General features: G+C 71.4%; 18 protein-coding genes. 9 read left to right on the forward strand and 9 right to left on the reverse strand.

Annotated elements, in window-relative coordinates:
- Nucleotides 1-11 precede the first annotated feature (11 nt).
- The 8 genes from ACZ7HQ_RS11250 to ACZ7HQ_RS11285 form a co-directional block, all read right to left on the reverse strand.
- Nucleotides 12-1,058, reverse strand: a complete 1,047-nt coding sequence (locus ACZ7HQ_RS11250) for a glycosyltransferase (protein WP_470987285.1) — start codon at nucleotides 1,056-1,058, stop codon at nucleotides 12-14.
- Nucleotides 1,059-1,072: 14 nt separating this feature from the next.
- Nucleotides 1,073-4,681 carry a DUF4082 domain-containing protein gene (locus ACZ7HQ_RS11255; RefSeq protein WP_470987287.1) on the reverse strand — a complete coding sequence of 1,203 codons (3,609 nt, stop codon included), beginning with the start codon at nucleotides 4,679-4,681 and terminating at the stop codon, nucleotides 1,073-1,075.
- Between the two features lie 69 nt (nucleotides 4,682-4,750).
- Nucleotides 4,751-5,869: a DegT/DnrJ/EryC1/StrS family aminotransferase gene (locus ACZ7HQ_RS11260; RefSeq protein WP_470987289.1), complete on the reverse strand. Its 1,119-nt coding sequence runs from the start codon at nucleotides 5,867-5,869 to the stop codon at nucleotides 4,751-4,753.
- Nucleotides 5,866-6,555 (reverse strand): acetyltransferase, encoded by a 690-nt coding sequence (locus tag ACZ7HQ_RS11265; RefSeq protein WP_470987290.1) that lies wholly within the window; start codon nucleotides 6,553-6,555, stop codon nucleotides 5,866-5,868. The genes ACZ7HQ_RS11260 and ACZ7HQ_RS11265 overlap by 4 nt, the downstream gene beginning before the upstream one ends.
- On the reverse strand, nucleotides 6,552-7,691 hold the full coding sequence (locus ACZ7HQ_RS11270; RefSeq protein ID WP_470987292.1) for a DegT/DnrJ/EryC1/StrS family aminotransferase: 1,140 nt from the start codon (nucleotides 7,689-7,691) through the stop codon (nucleotides 6,552-6,554). Before ACZ7HQ_RS11270 ends, ACZ7HQ_RS11265 begins: the two co-directional genes overlap by 4 nt.
- Entirely contained in the window at nucleotides 7,688-8,662 is a 975-nt protein-coding gene (locus ACZ7HQ_RS11275) for an NAD-dependent epimerase/dehydratase family protein (RefSeq protein ID WP_470987294.1), read from the reverse strand. The genes ACZ7HQ_RS11270 and ACZ7HQ_RS11275 overlap by 4 nt, the downstream gene beginning before the upstream one ends.
- A 30-nt stretch (nucleotides 8,663-8,692) precedes the next feature.
- On the reverse strand, nucleotides 8,693-9,748 hold the full coding sequence (locus ACZ7HQ_RS11280) for a Gfo/Idh/MocA family protein (protein ID WP_470987296.1): 1,056 nt from the start codon (nucleotides 9,746-9,748) through the stop codon (nucleotides 8,693-8,695).
- Nucleotides 9,749-9,801: 53 nt separating this feature from the next.
- The gene (locus tag ACZ7HQ_RS11285; protein ID WP_470987297.1) at nucleotides 9,802-11,106 is read right to left on the reverse strand and encodes an exopolysaccharide biosynthesis polyprenyl glycosylphosphotransferase; all 1,305 of its coding nucleotides are present in this window, start codon (nucleotides 11,104-11,106) and stop codon (nucleotides 9,802-9,804) included.
- 416 nt (nucleotides 11,107-11,522) lie between these two features.
- Between ACZ7HQ_RS11285 and ACZ7HQ_RS11290 the strand changes: the two genes are divergently transcribed.
- Genes ACZ7HQ_RS11290 through ACZ7HQ_RS11300 form a run of 3 tightly spaced genes read left to right on the forward strand, consistent with a single transcriptional unit; the run spans nucleotide 11,523 to nucleotide 15,153 of the window.
- A complete protein-coding gene (locus ACZ7HQ_RS11290; protein ID WP_470987299.1) occupies nucleotides 11,523-12,371 on the forward strand; it encodes a glycosyltransferase family 2 protein in 849 nt (282 codons plus the stop codon).
- Nucleotides 12,372-12,397: 26 nt separating this feature from the next.
- Complete coding sequence (locus ACZ7HQ_RS11295; RefSeq protein WP_470987301.1) at nucleotides 12,398-14,098, forward strand: MFS transporter; 1,701 nt, start codon at nucleotides 12,398-12,400, stop codon at nucleotides 14,096-14,098.
- A gap of 32 nt (nucleotides 14,099-14,130) precedes the next feature.
- Nucleotides 14,131-15,153: a TolB family protein gene (locus tag ACZ7HQ_RS11300; RefSeq protein ID WP_470987302.1), complete on the forward strand. Its 1,023-nt coding sequence runs from the start codon at nucleotides 14,131-14,133 to the stop codon at nucleotides 15,151-15,153.
- Nucleotides 15,154-15,200: 47 nt separating this feature from the next.
- Here ACZ7HQ_RS11300 and ACZ7HQ_RS11305 read toward each other — a convergent pair whose 3' ends face one another.
- A complete protein-coding gene (locus ACZ7HQ_RS11305; protein ID WP_470987304.1) occupies nucleotides 15,201-16,208 on the reverse strand; it encodes a YihY/virulence factor BrkB family protein in 1,008 nt (335 codons plus the stop codon).
- A gap of 264 nt (nucleotides 16,209-16,472) precedes the next feature.
- Between ACZ7HQ_RS11305 and ACZ7HQ_RS11310 the strand changes: the two genes are divergently transcribed.
- From ACZ7HQ_RS11310 to ACZ7HQ_RS11335, 6 genes are all read left to right on the forward strand, one after another.
- Nucleotides 16,473-17,489 carry a GlxA family transcriptional regulator gene (locus tag ACZ7HQ_RS11310; protein ID WP_470987305.1) on the forward strand — a complete coding sequence of 339 codons (1,017 nt, stop codon included), beginning with the start codon at nucleotides 16,473-16,475 and terminating at the stop codon, nucleotides 17,487-17,489.
- Entirely contained in the window at nucleotides 17,486-19,282 is a 1,797-nt protein-coding gene (locus ACZ7HQ_RS11315) for a thiamine pyrophosphate-binding protein (RefSeq protein ID WP_470987307.1), read from the forward strand. Before ACZ7HQ_RS11310 ends, ACZ7HQ_RS11315 begins: the two co-directional genes overlap by 4 nt.
- Nucleotides 19,254-19,907 carry an SRPBCC family protein gene (locus ACZ7HQ_RS11320; protein ID WP_470987309.1) on the forward strand — a complete coding sequence of 218 codons (654 nt, stop codon included), beginning with the start codon at nucleotides 19,254-19,256 and terminating at the stop codon, nucleotides 19,905-19,907. Before ACZ7HQ_RS11315 ends, ACZ7HQ_RS11320 begins: the two co-directional genes overlap by 29 nt.
- Nucleotides 19,904-20,935 (forward strand): 3-oxoacyl-ACP synthase III family protein, encoded by a 1,032-nt coding sequence (locus tag ACZ7HQ_RS11325; RefSeq protein WP_470987311.1) that lies wholly within the window; start codon nucleotides 19,904-19,906, stop codon nucleotides 20,933-20,935. The genes ACZ7HQ_RS11320 and ACZ7HQ_RS11325 overlap by 4 nt, the downstream gene beginning before the upstream one ends.
- Nucleotides 20,936-21,063: 128 nt before the next feature.
- Nucleotides 21,064-21,879 carry an intradiol ring-cleavage dioxygenase gene (locus ACZ7HQ_RS11330; RefSeq protein ID WP_470987312.1) on the forward strand — a complete coding sequence of 272 codons (816 nt, stop codon included), beginning with the start codon at nucleotides 21,064-21,066 and terminating at the stop codon, nucleotides 21,877-21,879.
- Nucleotides 21,880-22,089: 210 nt separating this feature from the next.
- Nucleotides 22,090-24,435 (forward strand): ATP-binding protein, encoded by a 2,346-nt coding sequence (locus ACZ7HQ_RS11335; protein WP_470987313.1) that lies wholly within the window; start codon nucleotides 22,090-22,092, stop codon nucleotides 24,433-24,435.

A 24,435-nucleotide genomic window follows, 5' to 3' on the forward strand; every position in this document is an offset into this window, starting at 1 on the left:
CGGATGGCGCATCACACACCGCGGCGCTTCCACGACTCCCACCACAGCCGCTCACGCCCGCGCTCGGCCACCGCCGACCACACCAGCGGCTGCAGATACGGCATCGCCTTCGCACCGATCCGCCTGCGCAGCCGCAGTGCGCGGTACTCGGGCAGCGCCCGGTAACCCGGCAGGCACTGCTCGGCGAACGCCACGCACGCGTCGACCGGAACGACGCCGGTACGTCCTCGGTCGTAGGCACGGTAGGCCCGGCGCAGTGCGAAACGGGCGAGCCGGGTGTGGACCTGGTCGGCCAGGCGGTCGGCATGGGGCAGCCGGTCCGCGCACTTGGCCAGCACAGAATCGAACGCCACCAGGCGCTGGCGCAGGTCGTCGAGCTGACCGCCGAAGTCGGTGGTGGACATGTTCTTGCCGTGGACGCGATAGAAGGCCTGGTCGGCACCGCGTACGTAGCCGACGTCGGCGTGTGCGGCCAGCCGCATCCACATCTCGATGTCGCCGGCGTGCGGAAGGGCCGGGTCGTAGCCGCCGACCGTGCGCTGGAGGCTGGTGCGGACGACGACCTCCGGCGAGGTGATGCAGCCGGTGCCCTCGCGGAAACGCCGTTCCAGCCACCACTGCCCGGGGTAGACGACCGAGCCGGTGCTCCGCGTACGGGCCCGTGGCAGCGGTCCGCCGTGCTGGAAGCGCAGCGGACGCCCGTAGGCGAACCCCACCTCGGGATGCGCGTCCAGCAGCGATGCGGCCCGCACCAGCGCGCCCGGGACCAACCGGTCGTCGGCGGAGAGCAGGGCGACGTAGTCGCCGTCGGCCCATTCCAGGAGGCCCTCGTTGTAGGTGGCGATGTGCCCCTTGTTGGTCTCGTGGACGCGGACCTCGATCCGCGGGTCGGCGGCGGCCAGCTTGTGCGCTATGTCCGCCGAGTCGTCGGGCGAGGCGTCGTCGATGACGAGGACCCGCACATCGACGCCGTCCTGCTCGTCCAGGACGCTGCTCACGCAGTCGGCGAGGAAATGGCCGTACTTGTAGCAGGGGATGACAACACTGACGCTGCTCATCGATGCGGAGGCCCTCAGTTCTTCTTCTTGCGGACGGTCTTGCCGGTCAGGGTCCAGCTGCGGGACTTCACGGTGTGGCCGTGCTTGTCCCGGGCCGTGACCGTGACCTCGAACCGTGTGCCGTCCGGCAACGGGGCGGACAGGTGGACGGACATCCTGTGGGTGGCGCGGTCGTAGGAGGTGACGGCCGTGACGTGGAGCTTCCTGGCGGCGGCCGCCCCGGGGCCCGGCAGGACGGTCACGGTCGCCCGGACGGACGACGGTTCGGCCGAGGCGGGCACGGTCGTGACGAGGGCGCTCGCCGCGTCCGCGGTGTGCGTCACCGAGGACGCGGTCACCTCCGAGGCCTTGGCCGTCGTCAGGGACGCGCCGGGGTTGTCGGCGGTGAAGACGGGCCCGACCCAGTAGTTCGCGGAGCCGTAGGAACCGTTGGGGAAGGCCGGATCGGTGCCGTAGCGGTAGAGCCCGTTGTGGTGTGTGGTGGTGTCGGCGGTGGCAGTCAGCGGATAGGACTGGTGGGCTGCCGCGAAGTAGCCGCCGTCCACGGCGTAGTTGCCGTGCGGCGCGTGGTAGGACACGACGTACGGGGTGCCCGCGGTGATCGCCACCGGAGTGGTGAAGGTCAGCTGTTGCCAGCCCGAGGCCGTCTCGCCGGTGAAGGTGCCGGTGGCGAGCAGTGTCCCGTCGTCGGACCACAGGCTGCCGGTGTGCGTTCCGGTGTTGCCGGTGCCCTTGTAGAAGGTGACGCCGGTGACCCAGCCGTCCGCCGAGGAGGTGAACCGGGTGCCCAGCTCGACCGAGTTGGTGTCGCCGGTCATGTCGGCGGTGGCCGGTACGGCGGAGGAGTTCCACAGCGTGCAGGGGCAGGTCACCGCGGGCGGGGTGGAACTGGTGGTGAAGGACCAGGTCACCGGGTCCGCCATGGCGTTGCCCCACAGGTCGGAGGCCTGGACGGAGGCGGTGTACGAGGTGTGCAGTTCCAGCTGCGTCGACGGGGTGAAGGTCGCCTTGTTGGACGCGGAGAGCGTCGTGGTCCCCGGCACGGTGGTGCCGTCCGGGCCCTTCAGGGTGAACGCCAGGCTGTCGGCGTCGACGGCCGAGCTGAAGACGGCCGACACCGGTGCCGTGATCGACACGCCGGTCGCGCCGGACGTCGGGGAGGTCGAGGTGACCGTGGGCGGGGTGGTGCTGGCCGTGGAGGTGTCCAGCACCACGTCGACCCAGTAGTTGCTGCCGGAGGACGGCGAGGACGGGAAGGCGCTGGTCGAGCCGTAGTGGTAGACGCCGTTGCCGCCGTCGGTGCCGGACTTCAGCGCTGTGAGCGGGGCCAGGCCGGCGTCGCTGCCGGAGAAGTAGCCACCGTCGTAGGAGTATCCGCCGTTGGGGGCGAAGTAGGAGGCGACGTAGGTGGTGTTGGCCTTGACGCTCACCGGGGTGGCGAAGTTCAGTTGCTGCCAGCCGGAGGCCGTCTCATTGGTGAAGGTGCCGGTGGCCAGGCGGGTACCGGAGGCGGTCCACAGGCTGCCGGTGTGGGTTCCGGTGTTGGCGGGTGACTTGTAGAAGCGGACTCCGGTGATCGAACCGGCCGCGGTGGTACGGAACTTGACGCCCAGTTCCACGGAGCTGCCGTCGCCCGCGTTGACGGTGCCGGGTACGGCCGAGGCCGGCCAGACGGTGCAGGGGCAGGCCTGTGGACCGACGGTCACCGGGACGGTGGTGACCGTGCCGATGTTGACGCTGTCGTCGACCGCGCGGACCTTGAGGGACGCCGCGCCCGGGGCCGTCGGGGTCCAGCTGTAGCTCCAGGACGTCAGGCCGTCGGCGGCCTTCCAGGTGGTGCCGCCGTCCGTGGAGACCTCCACCCGGGCCACCACTCCCCCGCCCGAGTCGGTGGCGGTGCCCTTGATGGTGACCGGCTTCAGCGCCGGGACCGTGACGCCGGAGGCCGGGCTCGTCACGGTGACGGTCGGGCCGGCGGTGTCGGTGGAGGCGGACGCGGCGACGAGGTCGCTCTGCCGGGTCAGCGGCTGGACACCCATGTCGGCGAGGACGTTCAGTGTCGCCTGCTGCATCCGGGAGTCCTCGGTGACCACCGTGTCGTCGGGGTTGTACGTCGGCACGTTGGTCAGGCCCCAGGACCACTGGACGGTGCCCGACCCGAACACCAGGGCCCCGGAGTCCTGGTCGCGGAACTCGACGAGAGAGTGCGTCGCCGTGCCGTTGCCGTAGACGTTGCCCCAGTCCATGCGGAGCTTGCCGTCGTTGATGTCCACCGTCGTGGACGACACGTCGATGGCTCCCGCGGGCCGGGTGCTGTTGTCGAGGTCGCTGTCCCACTCGTAGCCGAGGGTGCCCGTCGGGAAGGTGGCGGTCTGGCCCGACGTCAGGTTCGCGATGGAGGTGCTGCGCCAGATCCGGTTCCTGCCGTACGAGCCGGGGACGGTGATGGCGTCGCTGCGGTAGCCGTTCACCGTGAACATGGAGCCGGTGAGGATGTTCGGCGGCTGGTAGGTCTGGCCGTAGTTCGTACTGGCCGGGTCCATCCAGGTACCGGTCCAGGTGCCGCTGGGGTCGGCGACGCCGTTGTTCTGCGCCATCTTGGTCATCTTGTAGCAGACCAGGGTGCGGTCGGCCGTGTTCGCGCCGTCGATGCTCGGGGCGAGCCGCGTCTTCCAGAAGACCTCGTTGCCGCTGAAGAAGGCCTCCCGGACGCCGGCCTTCCGGGCGGCCAGGACGTTGGAGTACTGGCTCTGCGTCCAGTACTCGTCATGGCCGGACGACATGTACACCTTGTGCCTCTTCAGCAGGGTGGCGCCGTTCGCCGACGACACGTCCACGCCGGACGTGTAGCTGACGTCGTAGCCGTTGCGCTCCAGCCAGGACAGCATCATGTACTCGGAGCCGTAGATGCCGTTGTCGCCGCCGATGTCCAGCGGCCGGTTGTAGCTGACCTCGTAGGCCCGGCCGTCCGGTGCGGGCCCGGCGCCGCCGTAGAGGTCCTGGCCTCCGTAGTCGTTGTAGGCCTGCCAGGTCTGGTCGCTGGTCTGCACGACGATGCCCGAGGTGCTGGAGTCGTTGCGGACGACGAACGGGTACGGCATCATGCCGTCGCCGTCGGTCTGTGTGAGGTTCGCGATGTACAGGCCGGACACGGCGTCGCCGGGCACCGTCCAGCCGGCGGTCACGGGCCAGTTGCCGCAGTCGACCAGGCCGGTGCTGCTCTTGGTGGTGCAACTGGCGGGCCTGGTCGCGTAGTTGGCCGGATAGGTGACGGCCGCCTGGGCGGCGGTGGACATCTCGCGTGCGCCGTCACCGCCGTACCAGCCCAGGCGGTAGATCTCGATGTGGTACGAGACCTTCGACTGGACCTTGAACTGGACGGTGTCACCGGCCTGGACGCTCTGTCTGGTGGAGAACCCCTTGATGTCTCCGTAGGCGTTGGGCGAGAACCAGTCGGTCTTCGGGCTGCCCGGCTTGGAGTTCTCGCAGACGACGGGGTTCGATCCCGCTCCGCACGGATCGGAGGCCGCCTGGGCGGGCACAGCCTGCGGGAGCACCGCCCATACCAGTGCCGCTACGACGGCGAGGCGCACGCCCCGGATCCGTCTGCTCCATCTGTTCATGTCGTACCTCTCAGCGGTGCTGTGCAGGGCCGACCGGTGCGGTCGGGTGGAGCGTGGGACTGCGGCCGATCAGCCGCGGAGCGCGTCGGTGAGCGTGTCGGCGACGCGCTGTTGCTGGTCGGCGGTGATCTGCGGGTAGAGCGGAAGGGAGAGGATGCGTTCGGCCGCCCTCTCGGCGTTCGGGAAGTCGCCCCGGCTGTGACCGAGATGGCGGTACGCGGGGGTGAGATGGACCGGGACGGGATAGTGCACCCCGGCGCCGACGCCCTCGGCGTTGAGCTTGCCGACGATGTCGTCGCGGTCCGCCCCGAGCACCTGGACGACGTACAGGTGCCAGACGTGGACGTTGCCGGGCGCGGTCGTCGGGAGCACGATCCTGCCGGCGGTCGCCAGGTCGGCGAGCAACGCGTCGTAACGGGCCGCCGCCGCCCGCCGGGCCGCGTTGCCGTCCGCGAGCCGCGCCAGCTTCGCCCGCAGCACGACGGCCTGCAGCCCGTCCAGACGGCTGTTGAAGCCCGGGATGTCGTGGCGGTACTTGGCGACGCCGCCGTGGTTCGCGATCGCCCGTACCCGTCCCGCCAGTTCCTCGTCGTCGGTCAGGACCGCGCCGGCGTCGCCGTAGGCCCCCAGGTTCTTGCCCGGGTAGAAGCTCGTCGCCGCGATCCCCCCGGCGCCCGGCGGCCGGCCGTCGCGGGTGGCGCCCTGGCACTGCGCGGCGTCCTCGACGACCCGTACCGCGTCGGGCAGTCGGCCGGCCGGCGTCGTCAGGTCGGCCATCTGCCCGTACAGGTGGACCGGTACCACCGCGCGGGTGGCGGGGCCGACCGCGGCCAGCGCGGCCCGGGGGTCGAGGAGGTGGGTGCCGGGCAGGCAGTCGGCGAGCACCGGGCGCGCGCCGGTCCTGGTCACCGCGCCCACGGTGGCGATGAAGGTGTTGGCGGGTACGACGACCTCGTCGCCGGGACCGACTCCCACGGCCCGCAGGGCGAGTTCCACCGCATCGGTGCCGTTGGCGACGCCCACGCAGTGCGCGACACCGCCGAAGCCGGCGTATTCGTGCTCGAACCGGCGGACCTCCTCGCCGCCGATGAAGGCGGTGCCGGCCAGGACGCGTTCGAAGCCGGCCCGTACGTCGTCGGCGACCTCCTCGTGGGCCGCCTTGAGGTCCACGAGCGGAATGTGGTTCATCTGACGGGTCCCCCCATGGGTCGGGTCGCGAGTTCGTCGAGCGCGGGGGCGGCCGCCTCGCGCAGCCGCCGGGCCGGGCTGCCCAGCCACACCTCGCCCGGCGGAACGTCGCCGAGCACGGTGCTGCCCAGCCCGATCAGCGACCAGGCGCCGACCGTCGTGCCCTCCCGGACCAGGGCCCCCGAGCCCACATAGGCACCGCGCTCCAGCCGCACCGTCCCGCCGAGGCGGACGCCGGAGGCGAGCGTGGCGCAGTCCTCGACCACGTCGTCGTGGGTGAGGACGACCTGCGGCATCACCGCGACGTGCGCACCCACCCGCACGGCGGCGGTCAGCACGCAGTGTGCGAGCAGGACCGAGCCGGGGCCGACCTCGGAGGTCGCCGACACCGCCGCCGTCGGGTGGACGACCGTGGCGTAGCGGTCCGTGGGCAGGTCGAGCCGGCGGACCAGCCGGGCGCGGGCCGCGTAGTCCCGGGGATTGCCCACGCAGATCACCACGCGTGCGTCGGGCAGGTCGTGGACCAGGTCGCAGCCGCCGAGGACGGGCACGCCGTCCACCGCGGTGCCGTGCAGGGCGGGGTTGTCGTCCAGGTGCCCGAGCAGCTCGAGGTCACCCGCGTCCCGTACGGCCTGCGCGGTCTCCCGGGCGAATCCGCCCGCGCCGATGATCAGCAGCCCGTTCATCTTCGGGCCTGTTCGCGCAGCGCCGCGACGACGCGGTCCTGCTGGGTTTCGGTCATGGTGTGGAACAGCGGCAGGATCAGCGAGTCGCGGCTGATCCGCTCGGTGACCGGCAGCGGCGCGCAGGGGTGGTCCGCGTAGGCCGGTTCGAGGTGTGCGGCCATGATTCCGCGCCGGGCGGAGACGCCGGCCTCGGCGAGATGGGCGAGCAGGTCGTCCCGGCGCACCGGGAAGTCCTCGGCCAGCAGCACCCAGTAGGACTGGAAGTTGCTCTGCCCGTGCCGGGGGTCGCGTACGGGGGTGAGGCCCTGGATGTCGTCCAGCAGCGCGTCGTAGCGGGCCGCCAGCTCACGGCGGCGGGCGATCATCGCGTCGAGCTTTGTGAGCTGGACCAGGCCGACGGCGGCCTGGATGTCGGTCATCCGGTAGTTGAAGCCGACCTCGAGGTAGCTCTCCAGGACGGGCTTGCCGCTCGCATGCCGTGTTGCCGCCGAGGCGTTCATGCCGTGCTCGCGCAGCCGGCGCAGGCGTGCCGCCCATGCGGCGTCGTCGGTGGTGATCATGCCCCCCTCGCCGGTGGTGACGAGCTTGCGGGGGTGGAAGGACCAGGCGGCGAGCAGCGCGCCGTGCCCCACGGGCTTGCCGCCGACGGTCGAGCCGACGGCGCAGGCGGCGTCCTCGACCAGGGGCAGGTCCCAGTCCGCGCAGGCGGCGCGCAGTGCGTGCACATCGGCCGGGACGCCGCCCTGGTGGACGGCGAGGACGGCCCTGGTGCGGGGGGTGCGGACGGCGTCCACGGTGGCCGTGGTGAGGTTGCCGGTGGCGGGGTCGGCATCGGCGAACACCGGCTGGGCTCCCACGTAGCGGACGGCGTTGGCGGTGGCGATGAACGACAGTGACGGCACCACGACCTCATCGCCGGGACCGAGACCGAGGGCGACGAGGGACAGGTGCAGGGCGGTGGTGCAGGAGCTGACCGCGATGCCGTGCTCGGCGCCGACCCGTTCGGCGAAGGCCCGCTCGAAGGCGGCGACCCGGGGGCCCTGGGCGACCCAGCCGGACAGCACCGCGGCGGAGGCGGCCTGGGCCTCCTCCTCGCCGAGCCAGGGGATCATCACCGGGATGCGGTCGGTGCTCACTTGGCCGCCTCCCGCTCCGCACGCCACCACTCGACCAGGTCCCTGAGCCCCGTGCGCAGGTCGGTCCTCGCCGTGAACCCGAGCCGGTCGGCCGCCCGTGAGGTGTCCGCGAGGCGCCGGGTCACCCCGTTCACCGCGCGGGCGGGCCCGTGCACCGGCTTCAGGCCGGTCGCCCCCATGGCCTCCAGCAGGCCCTCGGCGAGCTCCTTCAGCGACGTCTCCGTGCCGCTGGCGATGTTGAACACCTCGTCGGTGAGTTCCGACTCGGCGGCCAGCACATTGGCCCTGGCTATGTCGCGGACGTCGACGAAGTCCATGGTCTGCGTGCCGTCGCCGAGGATCAGCGGCGGCTCGCCCGCCTCGATGCGCTCCATCCAGCGGATCAGCACCTCGGTGTAGAGGCCGTGGATGTCCATCCGGGGGCCGTAGACGTTGAAGTAGCGCAGCGCCACGTAGTCCAGTCCGTACATGGCGTGGAAGCTGCGCAGCATGCCCTCGTTGAAGGCCTTCGCCGCGCCGTAGAAGGTGTCGTTGTTGTACGGGTGGTGGCGCTCGGTGGTCGGAAAGGTCTCGGCCATGCCGTAGACGGATGCGGAGGAGGAGGCGATCACCTTGGCCACCTGTGCCTCGGCCGCCGCCTCCAGGACGTTGAAGGTGCCGTCGACCAGGACCTCGTTGGCGAGCCGGGGCTCCTCCGCGCACTGGGTGATGCGGATGGCGGCGAGATGGAACACCAGGTCGGCGCCCTCGGTGACCTTCCGTACGGTGCCGGCGTCCCGGACGTCGCCCTCGACGACCTCCACGACGCCGCTGGGCAGGGCCTTCGCGAGGTTGGCCCGCCGCCCGCGCACGAAGTTGTCGAGTACGACGATCTCGCGGGCGCCGCCCTCGGCCAGGAGGTCGACGAGGTGGGAGCCGATGGTGCCCGCTCCCCCGGTGACCAGGATCTTCTTGCCTCGTACGCTGCTCAACTGCGTTGCCCTCTCGGTGGGTTGGATCCGTCAGCGCCCGGCGCGCAGGCCGACGACCGCGCCCCGGAACTCCAGGCTCCGGGACGCCGCCTCGAGGATGTCCAGCACCCGCAGCCCGGCCCGGCCGTCGGTCAGCGGCGCCCGGCGCTGCCTGATCGCGTCGGCGAACTCGTCGACCATGCTGCGCAGCGCTTCCTTCTCGCCGATCGCGGGCGCGACCATGTCCCCGGAGCGGTACGAGACGAGCATCTCGCGGCGCTCGTCCGCGCCGATCTCCTGGGGCGCGGCCAGGTCCACGCCCCGGTCGTAGACGGCCACTCTCTGCAGGGGGTTGAGGTCGTCCCAGATCAGGGTGCGTTTGGCGCCGCCCACCATGGTGGTCCGTACCTTGGTCGGCGACAGCCAGTTGACGTGCACGTGGGCGATGGCCCCGGTGTTGAGCTGGAGCGTCAGATAGGCCACGCAGGCCTGTCCCGCGCCGATCGGGTCGGCCCCGTGGGCGGCGACAGCGACCGGCTCGACGGTGTCGGGGAGGATGAAGTCCAGGATCGACAGGTCGTGCGGGGCCAGGTCCCACAGGACGTCGATGTCCTTCTGGACGAGTCCGAGGTTGATCCGGACCGAGTCGACGAAGTGGATCTCACCGAGTTCGCCGGAGCGGACCGACTCCCTGATGCGGCCGACGGCGGGTGTGTAGCAGTAGGTGTGATCGCACATCAGGGTGAGGCCGCGCTCTTCCGCCTCGGTCACCAGGCGCACCCCGTCGGCGTACGTCGCCGCGAGCGGCTTCTCCACCAGGACGTGCTTGCCGGCGCGCAGGGCGGCCAGGGCGATGTCGAGGTGGGTTCCGGCGGGCGTGGCCACGGCGACGGCGTCGACCGACGGGTCGGCGAGGACGGCCGCGTAGTCCGAGGTGGCCTGGACCGTCGAGTAGCCGCCGAGGACCCGCTGGGCCCGGTCCACGTCGAGGTCGCACAGCCAGCGCAGCCGGAACTGCTCACCGGCCTGGAAGTTGCGTACGAGGTTGGGTCCCCAGTAGCCGGCCCCGACGACCGCGACCCCCAACGGCTCGCTGGTCTGCGTCACTTGGTACCTCTTCCCTCGGTCCATCGGTGGGCGGTTCTTCAGTGGGCGGTTCATCAGTAGGCCCCCGTTCCTCGCACCACCGCGGTCCCGGTGCGCAGCAGGATCGACAGGTCGAGGCTCGTCGACCAGTTGTCGACGTATGCGAGATCGAGCCGGACCGCCTCGTCCCAGGGCAGGTCGGAGCGGCCGCTGACCTGCCACAGTCCGGTGAGGCCGGGCTTGACGAGCAGCCTGCGCTTGATGTCCGGGGTGTACTCCTCCACCTCCGCGGGCAACGGCGGGCGGGGGCCCACGAGCGACATGTGGCCCCTGACCACGTTGATCAGCTGGGGCAGTTCGTCGAGCGAGCTGCGGCGCAGCACCGAGCCGACCCGGGTGATCCGTGGGTCCTCCTTCACCTTGAACAGCAGGCCGTCGCTGTTCTGGTTGAGGTGTGCCAGTTCCGCCCGCAGGGCCTCGGAGTCCTCCCGCATCGTGCGGAACTTCAGCATGGTGAAGTGGTCGCCGTACCGGCCCACGCGCTGTTGTCTGAACAGGGCCGACCCGGAGCTGTCCAGCCGGACGATCAGGGCGATCAGCAGCATGGGCAGGGCGAGCAGCGCGAGGAGCGCCGCCGCGAGCGTCCGGTCCAGCAGTTCCTTGGGCAGCCGGGAGATCCTTGAGAGGTTCGGTGCCTGTATCCGCATCAGCGGCACCCCGCCTGTGGGGCGTATGGCGAGCCGGGAGGCGGACACGTCGGTCAGCACGGGGGCCAGCAGGAAGTCCACGCCGTGCACGGCTGCCGTCCAGGACATCCGGCGCAGCACCGAGGCGTCCAGCTCGGGCGCGGGCAGTGTCACCAAAGTGGTGATGCCCAGGGCCCGGATGACGTCGTCCATGTCACCGACGCCGCCGACGAGCGGGAGCCCCAACTTCCTTACGTCGGCGGCGTTTTCCGGATCGGTCAGGCACACTCCGGCGGCCCTCAGTTCCGGTACGCCGCCGCGCCGCAGCACCGCGACCAGTTCCACGATGCCGCGTGACGGCCCGACCAGGAGCGTGGCACTCCCGTCCCGGCTCCGCGCCCAGCGCCTGTGCAGCCGGCGGCGCAGCGCGTACCTGACCGGCAGGGCGATCGCGGCAGCGGGCAACGCGGCCATGCTCATGTCATGAAGGAGCCCCGAATCGTGCGTGAACACCCAGTAGGCGACCGCGGCCAGCGCCGGCAGTGCGACGGCGCCCCGAAGTACCCGCCGGTATTCCTCGGCTCCCAGGCCCAGGGTGCTGCGGTCGTAGGAGCGATGGGCGAACATGACGACGATCCAGGCCGGGGGCAGCACCAGAGCCACCGCCCAGCGGCCGTAGGCCGCATGGATCAAGAAGGCCGCGGCGGCGGCCGCTAAACCGTCCGCGACCAGCAGGACGATCCGGTACCTCTGCTCCCAACGTCTTCGACGACCTTGTGGATGTCTGTGTTCCACAACCACTTGCTCATGCGTGACCTCAATGGTCATGCCACCCCCCCACATGCACGGCTACCCTGACCGAAGTGCCCTCGACACAGCGGCACTGGAAAGCGAGGGAGCTTCAGCGGTTCCCCAACCGCCCCTTGCTCCCAGCATGTTGGTACTGACGTTTCACACCGGTTGACATCGCCGCACCGTGACACCCGGTCAAGAACAAGTCCCCACCCAAACCGGTCCGGCGGAGCTCAATCTAGACCACCAGCCGCAGTCGCGGGAACAGTTGGACGAAACGCGCATCGTGTAAGGGACATTGGCTGCATACTGCCCCCGTGACGAGCATCGTGATCCCGGCTCACAACGAGGCACGAGTCATCGGCCGGCTCCTCGATTCCCTGCTGGCCGGCTCCGCGGAGGACGAGACGGACATCGTGGTCGTGTGCAACGGCTGTACGGACGACACCGCGCGGATCGCGGCCGCGCGCGGCCCGCGCGTCCGGGTGGTCGAGATCCCCGTCCCCTCCAAGCACGTCGCTCTACGGACGGGCGACGATCACGCGCGCGGATTCCCGCGCCTCTACGTGGACGCCGACGTCGTGATCACGAGCGCTGACGTACGGGCGCTGACCGAGCCGCTGGAAGACGGCACGGCGGGCATCCTCGCCACCGCCCCCGAACGGCACATTCCGATGACCGGCTGCGCCTGGCGGGTGCGTGCCTACTACCAGGTGTGGCAGCAACTGCCGGCCGTGCGGGAGGGCTTGTTCGGCCGGGGCGTCATCGCCGTCTCCAAGGCCGGGCACGCCCGGATCGCCGCGCTGCCGCCGCTGATGGCGGACGATCTGGCCGCGTCCCTGGCGTTCGCCCCCGGGGAACGGCTCGTGGTCGGGGCGGCCGGTGTCGTGGTCCAACCACCGCGCACGTGGCGGGACTTGATCAAGCGGCGGATCAGGGCCGCGGTGTCCACCGCCCAGGTCGAACAGCATCAGGGACCGCAAGAGGCTTCGGCGCGCACGAGCAAGGCGGATCTGCTCGCCGTGCTCCGCGGGGAGCCGAAGCTGCTCCCGGGGGTCGCCGTCTTCGTCGCGGCAGCGGTGATCGCCCGACGGGCGGCGGGAAAGGCCATCCGGGCGCAGGACTTCGGCACCTGGCTTCGGGACGAGAGCAGCCGGCAGAACTGATCGCACCCCACCTGGAGTCCTCGATCGTGTATCTCACCGACCGCTCCACGCCGCCGAGCGCGGACACCGAGCAGCGCCGAAGACGCGGTGCGGGGCCCAGGGTCGCCCCGGTCGTGCTCGTGCTGGGCGCGGTCAGCCTGATCACCGACATCTCCTCGGAGATGGTCACCGCCGTGCTGCCGCTCTACCTCGTCACGACGCTCGGGTTCAGCCCGCTGGGATTCGGCACCCTCGACGGGGTCTACAACGGCGTCAGCGCGCTGGTCCAGCTGACCGGCGGGCACCTCGCCGACCGGGTGCGCAACCACAAACTGCTGGCCGGGCTCGGCTACGGCCTGTCCGCGGTGTGCAAGCCGCTGCTGCTGCTCGCGAGCAGCCTCGGCACGCTCGGCACCGTCCTCGCCCTGGAGCGGACCGGCAAGGGTCTGCGCACCGCCCCGCGCGACGCGATGATCTCCCTCGCCACGCCGGCCGAGACCCAGGGCCGTGCCTTCGGCGTCCACCGGGCTATGGACACGACCGGCGCGATGCTCGGCCCGCTGGCGGCCTTCCTCATCCTGCGCGCGGCCGCCGACGGCTACGACGCCGTGTTCGGCGTCAGCGCATGCGTCGCCGCCCTCGGCGTGCTCGTCCTGGCGCTGTTCGTTCCGGGCAGAGGGCACGGCACGCGGACGGATGGCGAGGGCACCACGAGCGTGCCCCTGCCGGGCGGCCGACGAGGCGCACAGAACGGCGAGGCGGGCACCCCGCATGTGCCGGGCTCGGGCAGCAGGCCGTGCGAGGAGCCGGTACCGGGCAGACGGCAGCGCCGGCGGGCGGACGAGAGGGGTGCGGCGCACACGCGCGTGCCCAGCGAACGGCAACAGCAGCGGACGGACGAGACGGATGCGGCGCACACGCGCGTGCCCAGCGAACGGCAACAGGAGCCAGCCGACGAGACGGGCGCCCCGGACACGCCGGCACCCGACGACCGACAACGCCGGCCCGCCGACCAAACAGGCGCCCCGCACGCACCCGCACCCGACGCCCAACAGCACCGGCACCCCGACCAGACAGCCACGGCACACACGCCGGCACCGGGCAGGCGGCAGCGCGGACGGACGGACGGGGTGGGTGCGGCGCGCGGCAAGGCGCCCGTCCGCATCAGCGACGCGCTGGCGCTGCTGCGCGTGCCGCGGCTGCGGGCGCTCGCCGGGTGTGCCGCGCTGCTGGGCCTGACCACCGTCAGCGACGCCTTCGTCTACCTGCTTCTGCAACGGCGCGCGGGGGTCGGCGAGGATTGGTTCCCGATGCTTCCGCTGGGCACAGCCGTCGTGTTCCTGCTGCTGGCCGTGCCTGTCGGCGCGCTGGCCGACCGGATCGGACGGCGCACCGTGTTCCTCGCCGGACACCTGGGTCTGCTCACCGCGTACGCCCTCCTCCTGTGGGCCCCGGCCACACCTGCCCTGTCCCCTCTCGTCCTCGCCCTGCACGGCACGTTCTACGCGGCCACCGACGGCGTGCTCCCGGCCGCCCTCGCCGGCATCGTGCCGGAGCGGCTGCGTGCCACCGGTCTCGCCATCGTCGGTACCAGCCAGGCGCTGGCCCGGTTCTGCTGCTCACTGGCCTTCGGCGCCGCCTGGACGCTGTGGGGGGACGGTCCTGCGCTGGCAGGCTCGGCGGTCGGCCTGCTGTGCTGCGCGGCCGTGGCGAGCATGGTGCTGCGGCCGGCGGGAGGAACCCGATGACCCCCACGGCACCGAGGACCACAAGGATCCGGATGACATCGATGCGCCGCCGCCTGCTCCTCCTCCTCACGGCGGTGCTGCTCCTCGCCGGCCTGGCCACCGGCGTGGTCCTGCACGCCGCCGCCCGCGCGGATCGGGCCGGCCGGCCGCAGTCGGGAGGCCCCACCGTCAGCGCGGGCAAGGTGACGCTGGACCGGAAGGGCCGCCTGACGTTCCTCAACGCGGCCGCCGGCCCGCACCGCACCGCCGTCGCCTCCGTACCGTCCATCGAACCGAGGGGCGGGCGGGTCGCCTCGAGCCGGAAGTGCGCGCGCTTCTACGCGGCGGCCGGCACCGGCATCTGCCTGCAGTCCAACCCCGGTGTCCTCAGGCAGAGCAACCGTGCCCTGCTCCTGGACGCCTCTCTCCGCACCCGCCGCGTCTTCCCGCTCGCGGGCACTCCCAGCCGGGCCCGGGTCTCACCCAGCGGTCGCTTCGTCGCCTGGACGGTCTTCGTCTCCGGCGAGTCCTATTCGTCCGCCTTCTTCTCCACCCGGACGTCGCTCCTGGACACCCGGACGATGCGGCTGACTCCCAGTCTGGAGACGTTCTCCGTCGTCAAGGACGGCAAGCCCTACCACGCCTCGGACATCAACTTCTGGGGCGTCACCTTCGCTTCGGACGACGAGACCTTCTACGCCACCCTCAACACCGCCAACAGGACCTATCTGGTCCGGGGTTCGTTGTCCCGCCGTACGGTCACCACCCTGACCGAGAACGTGGAGTGTCCCTCGCTGTCCCCCGACGGAACCCGCATCGCCTTCAAGAAGCGGATCCTGTCCCGCACCGACCTCTGGCACGAGTACGTCCTCGACCTGAGCACCGGGCACGAGACCGCGCTCGCGGAGCGCCACAGCGTCGACGACCAGGCCACCTGGCTCGACAACCGCACCGTCGCCTACGCGCTCCCCACCAACGGCGAGGTCGGCAGCAGCGACCTGTGGAGCGTACCTGCGGACGGCACGGGAGCCCCCCGCCTGCTGATCCCGGGCGCGGCCTCCCCCGCACCGCTGTAGCCCGTCGGAGCACGCGAAATCGCCGCGTATCTCCCGGGCCGGACGGATCAGGGCGGTCCCTTGTCACCCAGGGCCGGCGGCGGAGGCTCGCCGAAGCGGACGGAGATCTTCTCGAAGCCCTTGAAGGACTCCGTGGTGGCGTAGGAGCGGTAGGCCCGCAGGTCGCCCGTGGCGAGGTGGACGCGGTCGGTGAAGGGCGTCAGCAGACTGCGCGGCCACAGCCGCAGGCAGCGCACGGCGATGACCTCCGCCGTGGCGAGGTACACCGTGGCGGCGAGATAGATCCAGGCGAGCAGGCCGAGCACGATGCCGAACATCCCGTAGGTCGCCGTGGCGCCCCGCAGCACATGCCCGACGTAGTAGGAGCCGCCCCACTGCAGTGCCTGCCAGGCGCAGGCGGCGCCCAGGGCCGGCCCGTACGTCACGCGAAGTGGCAGCTTGCGCCGGGTCATGAGCCGGTAACTCAGCAGGAGGAGGGCGGCGTTGAGGGCGACCCCCGCGCCCCCGACGGCGACCCTCATGCCGATGGCCAGGCGGGTTCCGAAGAGGGTGGCAGCGGACTCAGCAGTGGCCAGTGCCGTCGTCAGGCACAGGCCGGCCGCGAGCAGGAGCAGGAAGTACAGGCCCCTCGCCCGTGAGCGCAGCGGGTCCGGACGGGCGTGCCTCGGCACCGCGAAGATCTTGTTCAGTGCGTGCTGGACCGCCTGGGCGATGCCGAGGGCGCCGTACACGCTGCCGGTGACGCCTACCGCGATGGCGGCGCCGCTGCCGTGGAACGAGTGGATGTTGTGGCCGAGCTGGTCGCCGATCACGGGGAACTCGCTCAGTGCCGAGTGCAGCATCGAGTGCTGCAGCTGCGGACTGCCGTGCAGGGCCGAGCTCAGGATCGCGACCAGGAACAGCAGCAGCGGGAAGAGGGAGACGAAGCCGTAGTAGGCCATCAGCGCGGCCAGGTAGGTGGCCTGGTCGTCGAAGAACTTGTACACGACGGCCAGCGGCATTCCCGCCCACCGGTGCCGTCTCTGATATCGGTCCAGCCGGGCCAGCACGTCCATGTGCCCTCCCACACCCTCGGGTGCGAGTCCGCACGTCAGCGGAACCCCTCGGCATTCCACGTGCCCCGGCCTGGGCCTCCCACACCGGCGCCCGTCTCCGCCGCCCGTGCCACAGCTGTGAGCTGCCTCACCCACCACTGTCGGTTCCCGCACACAAACCACCTGGCCAGACGCCTCTCCCCGGTGGTCGACGGCTGCCTGTTGGCCGGATACGTCAATAATCTGTCATTGCAGCCAGTGCGGCGGCCGATACAGGCTGTGACCGTGTTAGAGCGACGTGTTGTGGTGGTGGTGTACGCGGGCGCGATGGCGCTGGACATCACCGGACCGATGGAAGTGTTCGATACCGCCAACCGGCTCCTCGCCCCGTCGGGCGTCCCCTACCGGATCGAGCTGGTCTCCGCCGACGCACCTCTGGTGCGCACGAGTTCAGGACTGAGCGTGGAGGCCTCGCCCCTGGAGACGGGGCAGGGGCCGATCGACACGCTCCTCGTGCCGGGCGGGTGGAGTCTCGGCGACGCGCTCCGGGACCGGGCCCTGGTCTCCTGGATCGGGCGGGCGGCGGCCCGGTCGCGCAGGGTCACCTCCGTCTGCGGCGGATCCTTTCTGCTGGCCGAGGCGGGCCTTCTCGACGGCAGGCGCGCCACCACGCACTGGGCGTACAGCGAGGCGATGGCCTGCCGCTATCCGGACGTGACGGTGGACTCCGAGCCGATCTTCGTCTGGGACGGTCCCTTCGTGACCTCGGCGGGCGTGTCGACCGGGATCGACATGGCGCTCGCCCTGGTGGAGGCCGATCACGGCGCGGCACTCGCGCTGGAGACGGCACGGTTCCTGGTCCTCTTCCTCAAGCGGCACGGAGGGCAGTCCCAGTTCAGCGCCGTCCTGGACGCCCAGTTGGCCGACCATCCACCGATCCGGACCGCGCAGGAATGGATCCTGGAAAACCTGCACAATCCGTTACCCGTGGCCGAGATCGCCCGGCGGGCCAACATGAGCCTGCGCAACTTCGCCCGGGTCTTCAGGCGCGAGGTGGGCACGACCCCCGGCCAGTACGTCGAGCGGACGCGTATCGCCCGCGCGCGCGAGCTGCTGGAGACCACCGACCTGACGATCAGCCAGGTAGCGGCCCGCTGCGGATTCGCCGCCCCCGAGACGTTCTTCCGCTCCTTCGGACGAACCCTGGGACTGACCCCGAAGGAGTACCGGCACCGCTTTCAGGTCATCGCGCCCTCCGGCCTCATCGACCGCCGGCACGAGACAGGCAGGAGCCCCGCATGACCATCACCACCTCGGACACACCCGGAGCAGGAGCGTCACGCCTGGTCGACCACCTGGCCGGGGAACTCGCCAGGGCCGGCGTCACCCACGTCTTCGGCGTGGGCGGCGCGAACATCGAGGACCTGTACGACGCCGTTCACCGCGCGGGCGCTGTCCACGGCGTCGTCGCCAAGCACGAGTTCTCGGCCGTCACGATGGCCGACGGATACGCCCGGACCACCGGGCGCCTCGGCGTGGTCGCCGCCACCTCGGGCGGCGGTGCGATGAATCTCCTACCGGGCCTGGCGGAGGCCTACGCCTCCCGTGTGCCCGTGCTGGCCCTGGTGGGCCAGCCACCGACCGGCCAGGAGGGTCACGGGGCGTTCCAGGACTCCAGCGGAAAAGGTGGCTCCTTCGACGCCCGGGCGGTCTTCGCGCCGGTCTCCCGGTTCTGCGCCCGGATCGAGGACGCGGACTCCCTCAGGGAGTTGCTGCCCCGCGCGGTGGCGGCGGCACAGTCCGATCCGCGCGGGCCGGCGGTGCTGCTGCTGCCCAAGGACGTGCAGCAGGCACAGCTGCGGCCGTCCGGCCGTGGCGCGGCACCGACACCGGGTGTGCCACCACGGATTGCGGAGCCGGAACCGCCGACGACAGCGACGAGGGCAGGGCTCGACAGCGCGGCCCTCACCGCCGTGTCGGACACCCTGCGTGAGGCCGGCCGCGTCCTCGTCATCGCCGGTGAAGACGTCGCCGCCGCGGACGCACGCGCGGAACTGGCCGAACTGGCCCGCACGCTCGGGGCATGGGTGGCTGTCACCCCCGACGCCAAGGACGTCTTCGACAACCGTGATCCCCGGTTCGCCGGCGTGGCCGGGGTGATGGGCCATGCCAACGTCGAGACCTGTCTGCGGCGGGCCGACGTGTGCATGCTCGTCGGTACCCGGCTGCCGCTCCTGGCAAGCGGCGGCCTCGACCGGGCCCTCGCCACCACCGAGGTCGTGTCCCTCGGTCCCGAACCACCGTTCGTGCCGGCCACCGCACTGGGCGGGAACGTGCGGGACGCGCTGCGCGCGGTCTCCGGCCGACTCCCGCGGCGCTCCCGTGCCTGCCCCCAGCACGCAGGTCCCCTCCCCGCCCCCCTGCCGAGCCCGGTTTCCGGGGCCCGTGGGCGGACCGTGCCCTACCCCCAGGCGATCGCCGCGGTGGAGGCGGCACTTCCCGAGGACGCGCACGTCTTCGTGGACGCCGGCAACACGGGTGCCAGCGCGATCCACCTCCTCCCGGCACCGCGTCACGGCCGCTTCGTGGTCGCGGTCGGTATGGGCGGCATGGGCTACACCTTCGGCGCCGGGATCGGCCCCGCGCTCGCCACCGGGCGACGCACCTATGTACTCGCCGGCGACGGAGCCTTCTTCATGCACGGGATGGAGGTGCACACCGCCGTGGAGTACGCCGCCCCCGTGACCTTCGTCGTCTTCAACAACAACGCCCACGCGATGTGTGCGCTGCGCGAGGAGTTCCTCCAGGGCGGCGTCCGCAGCGACGACCTGTTCGGCCGGACCGACCTCGCCGCCGGGGTGGCCGCCGCCTTCCCGACCCTCGATGTCACCGGAGCCGACGACGCGGCGCAGTTGCGCAGGGCGCTGCTGCGCAGCAACGCGAGCGGCGGCCCGGCGTTCGTCGCGCTGGACTGCGACCCGGGGGAGATCCCTCCGTTCCTCCCCTTCCAGTCCTTCGCCCGAGCCACCGACAGCACCGAACACCCCAAGGGCAAGGAGAGTTCAGATGAGCGAGGAGTCGTCCATGTCGGCTGACGTCCCCGGCCTGATGCGGATCGAGAACCGCGGCAAGGAGGAGCTGGCCGCCCACTGCATGGAGCTCACCCATGCCGTCTATCCCCACCACCAGGTCTACGGGCAGTACTGCACCATCCACGAGTACGTCGACTGTCCCCCCGAGCAGGTCTACGACTACCTGCGCCAGGGCCACCACCTGGAGGAGTGGACCTGCAGCCTGCGGGACTTCACACCGGCCGGCACCCCGGGGCTGTGGGTCGGGTACGACCGGCTCGAGGAGGACACCAGGATCTACTGCAGGGTCGTCGCCAACCCCGATGCCATGACCGTGGACTACCACTGCTCCTGGGACCAGGGCGAGAAGCTGTGGATGATCTATCTGATGCGCGTCGTACCGGCCCGCCTGGTGCTCGACAAGCCGGGATCGGTGATCACCTGGACCAACTGCCGGCACCCCTACTACGACGCCAACCCGGACGCCGACAAGGCCCCCCGCCCGGACCGCCCCTGGGTGGGTGACTACTGGGACCTCTTCTACGCGGGGCACACCATCGAGATGAACAACCTCAAGGCGATCCTGGAGTACCGCCACCGCAACGGCCTGCCGATCGGTGTGGCCCCGGCGAAGGCGGTGGCGCGGTGACCACGGTCAGCCTCACGGACGTGGCAAGCTACCTCCCCGGCGAACCGGTCCCGGCCGAGTTCTACACCGAGTACCCCGGAGCCGAGGACAAGCTGCGCGACCACCCCATGTTCAAGGTCCCGCGGTCACGGCACCACGTGGCCGCGGACGAGACCAACGCGGACATGGTCGAGCGGGCCGTGCAGCCCCTGATCGAGCGGCACGGCAGGGACGAGATACGCGGGGTCGACGTGCTGTTGGTGCACAGCCAGCTGCCGGACCTGCCGTTCACGGGCGCCGGCACCGAGGTGGCACGCCGGCTGGGGCTGAACCCGGAGTGGCTCGTCGACGTGGCCACCGCGGGCTGTGCCTCCTTCGTGTACATGCTGAAGCTGGCCCGGCAGATCCTCACCACGACCGATGCGAAGACGGCGCTGATCTGCAACGCCCAGAGCGCCGCGGGTCAGTGGTTCACCCAGTCCGAGGTGCGCAGGCTCGCCCAGGCGGCGATCCCGGGTGACGGCTGCGGCGTGGGGTACGTGACGACCTCGGCCGGCGCGCCGGTCCTCGACGTGGAGACCCGGCACATCGGCGCGTACGCCGGGGACATGACCCTGGCGGTCGACGACGGACGCAAGTACTGGGAGCCGGGCGAGTCCCAGCTGCGGATCGGGTTCACCGAGGCCGCCGTCGCCAAGGTTCTGGCACGGGGGAACCGCCTCGTCCCCGAAGTGGTCACGGACCTGTGCCGGCGCCTCGGGGTGGCGACCACCGCCATCGACGTCCTCATCACCAACCAGCCCAACCGCACCTTCCTGCGCAACTGGCGAGAGGCGCTGCAACTGCCGGCCGAACGGCACCTGAACACCTTCGAGGAGTACGGGAACCTGTTCGGAGCGGCGATCCCGATCACCCTGGACCGCGCCGTCCGCTCGCGGCAGGTCGAGGACGGCGACCTGGTGGTGCTCGGGGGGTTCGCTCACGCGGGGGACTTCGCCGGTGCGGTCGCAGTGCGCTGGCAGGGCGGACGGGGCCCCGCGCCGGTGTGAGCGTCGGCGGGCGAGTCCGGACATCCGGGCACCTCGTGCCCGGACCGGTCGGCTGCGTTTCGTAACGCGCCCGATTCACCGGTCGTCCGACCGATCCCACGGACTGCCACGCGCGCCATCCTCACCGCATGGATGACACCCCCCGCCCCTCTTCCGCAGAACCCGAGCGCGCCCCCGGGCCGGCCGACGGCCTGGGCGGCGCCACCCGCAGAACCGTCATAGCCGCCCTGGGCGGTGCGACCCTCGGAGCGGCCGCTCTGGGTCTCACGTCCGGGCAGGCGACCGCGGCCGCCGACCGGAACAGCGCCGCCCAGCCCCCGGCCCGGCCGGCCGCCGACTGCGTTCTCACGCCCGAGCAGACCGAGGGACCCTACTACCTGGACCTGGAGACGGTCCGCAAGGACATCACCGAGGCCAGGCCCGGCGTGCCCCTCACCCTGCGCGTCAGGGTGATCGACACCACCACCTGCTCGGCACTGCCCGGCACGGCGGTCGACATCTGGCACTGCGACGCCCTGGGCGTCTACTCCGGATACGTGGCGGGCGGCTCCACCCCGGACACGACCTTCCTGCGTGGCGTGCAACTGACCGACTCCACCGGCGTCGCGGAATTCACCACCATCTACCCCGGCTGGTACGTCGGCCGTGCCCTCCACATCCACGTCAAGACACATGTCGGCGGGACGGTCAGCGGCGGCAAGTACCACGGAGGTCACGTCTCCCACACCGGCCAGCTCTACTTCCCGGAGACGTACAACAGCAGGGTCGCCACGCTGGCCCCCTACCGGAGCAACACGACCACTCGCACGCTCAACGCCAGGGACGGCATCTACCGCAACGGCGGGTCCTCCACCCTGCTGACCCTCACGCAGAACGGCAGTGACCTCGGCAAGGGAGTGACCGGCACGGTTGTGCTCGGCATCGATCCCGCCGCCGTCCCCTGACACGCCCGCCCGAGCACTCGATGACGTGATCCCGGGAATGGGCGCCCGGGAATCGGGGATGACCGGAGCATGACATGTGAGTCATGTGGCGCGCCGCTGACCGGCCGACCGCTCAGCGGTCGGCCGGCTCGCTACTGCTCCGGCGCATGCAGACAAAGGGCGTTCAGGCAACGCTCGGCACGCCGGGATTCCCGCCGGACACGGACGGCCGTGTCAACGCCCCCACAGGGCGCCTCCTCCCCGATTCCGCAGGGCCGCGACCTGCCCCGGGCTCTGGACTCCTTCGTGGGCCGACGGGTGGAGCTGTCGCGGCTGCGCACCCTGCTGAGGACGTCGCGGCTCCTGACCCTGACCGGTGCCGGCGGCGTCGGCAAGACGCGGTTGGCGCTCGAGTTCGCCAGCGGCCTGCCCGGCCGCCACGGGCGGGTCGACCTGGTCGGACTCGACGCGCTGCACGACGGCGCTGCGCTCGCGCAGTCCGTCGCCGCCGCGCTGGCCGTGGGCGAACGGGCAGGACGGTCCGGTGTCGAGGTCCTGGTCCACGCGATCGGCGACGCCCGTCGGCTGCTGATCCTGGACAACTGCGAGCATCTGGCGGAACCCTGCGCCCGGCTGGTCGCGGCCTTGCTGAGTCACTGCCCCCGCTTACGGATCCTGGCCACCAGCCGGGAGGCCCTGCGGGTACCCGGGGAGACCGTGCTCCGGGTCGGTGAACTGTCCCTGCCGCCGGCCGACGCCGGAGACGACCCGGCGGTCCTACTGCGGGCCGACGCCGTCCGGCTGTTCGTCGAACGTGCCGCGAGCTGCTCACCAGGGTTCACGCTCCATCACGGAAACGGCAGGGCGGTTGCCGAGATCTGCCGCAGACTCGACGGTCTGACGCTCGCCGTCGAGCTGGCGGCCCGCCGCGCCGGGACCCTTCCGCCGAGTGACATCCTGACAGGACTGGACGACCAGATGTCCCAGCTGTCCCTCCTGACGGGCGGACACAGGACGGGACCCGGGCGTCACAGCGGACTGGCCGCCGCGATCGACTGGAGCCACCGGCTGCTCGATCCGGCCGAACAGGCGGTCTTCCGGCGCCTCGCGGTCCTCGTCGGCGGGTTCGACACGGCCGCGGCGCGAGCGGTCTGCGCCGGTGACGGGATCGCACCTGCACAGATACTCGGCCTCCTGTGCGCCCTGGAGGCAAAGTCCCTGATCGCACGACTCTCCGCGGACGCGGAGACCGCACGGTTCAGACAGCTGAGCGCGATCCGCGCCTACGCCCTGGAGTGCCTGCTGGCATCCGGCGAGCTGCACACCACCAGGCGCCGGGTCCTCACGTGGCTGAACCGGCTGACGGACCGGGCCGACGTGGAGGTGTTCCCCGACCAGGCCGGCAGCCCGCTGGCCGTGGAGCGGGACAATCTCGTGGCGGCTCTGGCCGGCACCGCCGGCCGTGACGGTGTCTCGCACCCACGGCTGGAGCTGGAACTGGCGCGTGTGCACTACGAGCAGGAGCAGCCGTCAGCCGCCCGGGCGCTGCTGAGGGGACTGCTGCGGGACGCCGGCGGCCGGGCGCTCGGCGGGGCGGTACCGGCGCTTGCCGCGCGCGTGGCGTGCCAGCGCGCCGACCCGGCGGAGGCACTGCGTCTGGGCGAGCAGGCGGTGGCCATGGAACGTGCGCGCCCTCACCCCGCCGGACTCGCCAACGCCCTGGACGCGCGGGCCGCGGCACGGCTGTGCCGCGGGGAATTCGGCGCGGCCGTCGCAGATCTCCGTGAGTGCCTGGATGTCGTCACCATGCTGGGCAGGCCCGAGGACACCGCGTGGTGCACCCATCACCTGGCCTGGGCGCTGCTCCAAGCGGGCGGCGCACGGGAGGCCGACACCCTCATGTCCCGCTGCCTGCCCGTGCTCAGGGACCAGGCTCCCTGGAGCCGCACAGCGGCCGCCCTGCACACAGCGGGCGCTGTGCGGCTGGCTCTGGGTCAACTGGAAAGTGCCGAGGCGCTGTTCGGCGAGGTGCTGCGGATCGTCCCCGAAGCAAGTTTCCACGCGCTCTACCCGGTGGAGGGCCTGGCCCTCGTGGCCGCCGCGAGCGGCGACATGCGGCGAGCCATCCTGCTGTACGAGGCGAGCGCCCAGGCACGCCGCCGACTCGACACGGTGTCCGAAGCTCCGTGGCGACGCCAGGTGGAACGGACGGTGGACCGTGCCAGGACAGGCCTGCCGGCAGCCGCGAGGGACGCGGCCGTCAGCGGCGGCCGTCGGCTGCGCGGGAATCGGCTTGTGGCGTACGCGCTACGGACGAGGAGCGACGACCACCGTACGTCGACGGACGCCGAGGGGGCCGTCGACGACCGATCCACGCTCACCGGAAGGGAGTTCATGGTGGCCGAACTCGTCGCCGACGGACTGACCAACCGGCAGATCGCGGAGCGGCTCGGGCTGTCGGCCCATACGGTCGCCACGCACCTGGACAAGGTGCGCGACAAGCTGGGTTTGCGGTCCCGCACGCAGATCGCCCTGTGGGTGGCCGCACGGACCAAGGCCGGGCACGCGCCGGGATGA

Source organism: Streptomyces sp. NPDC037290 (genome assembly GCF_055603245.1).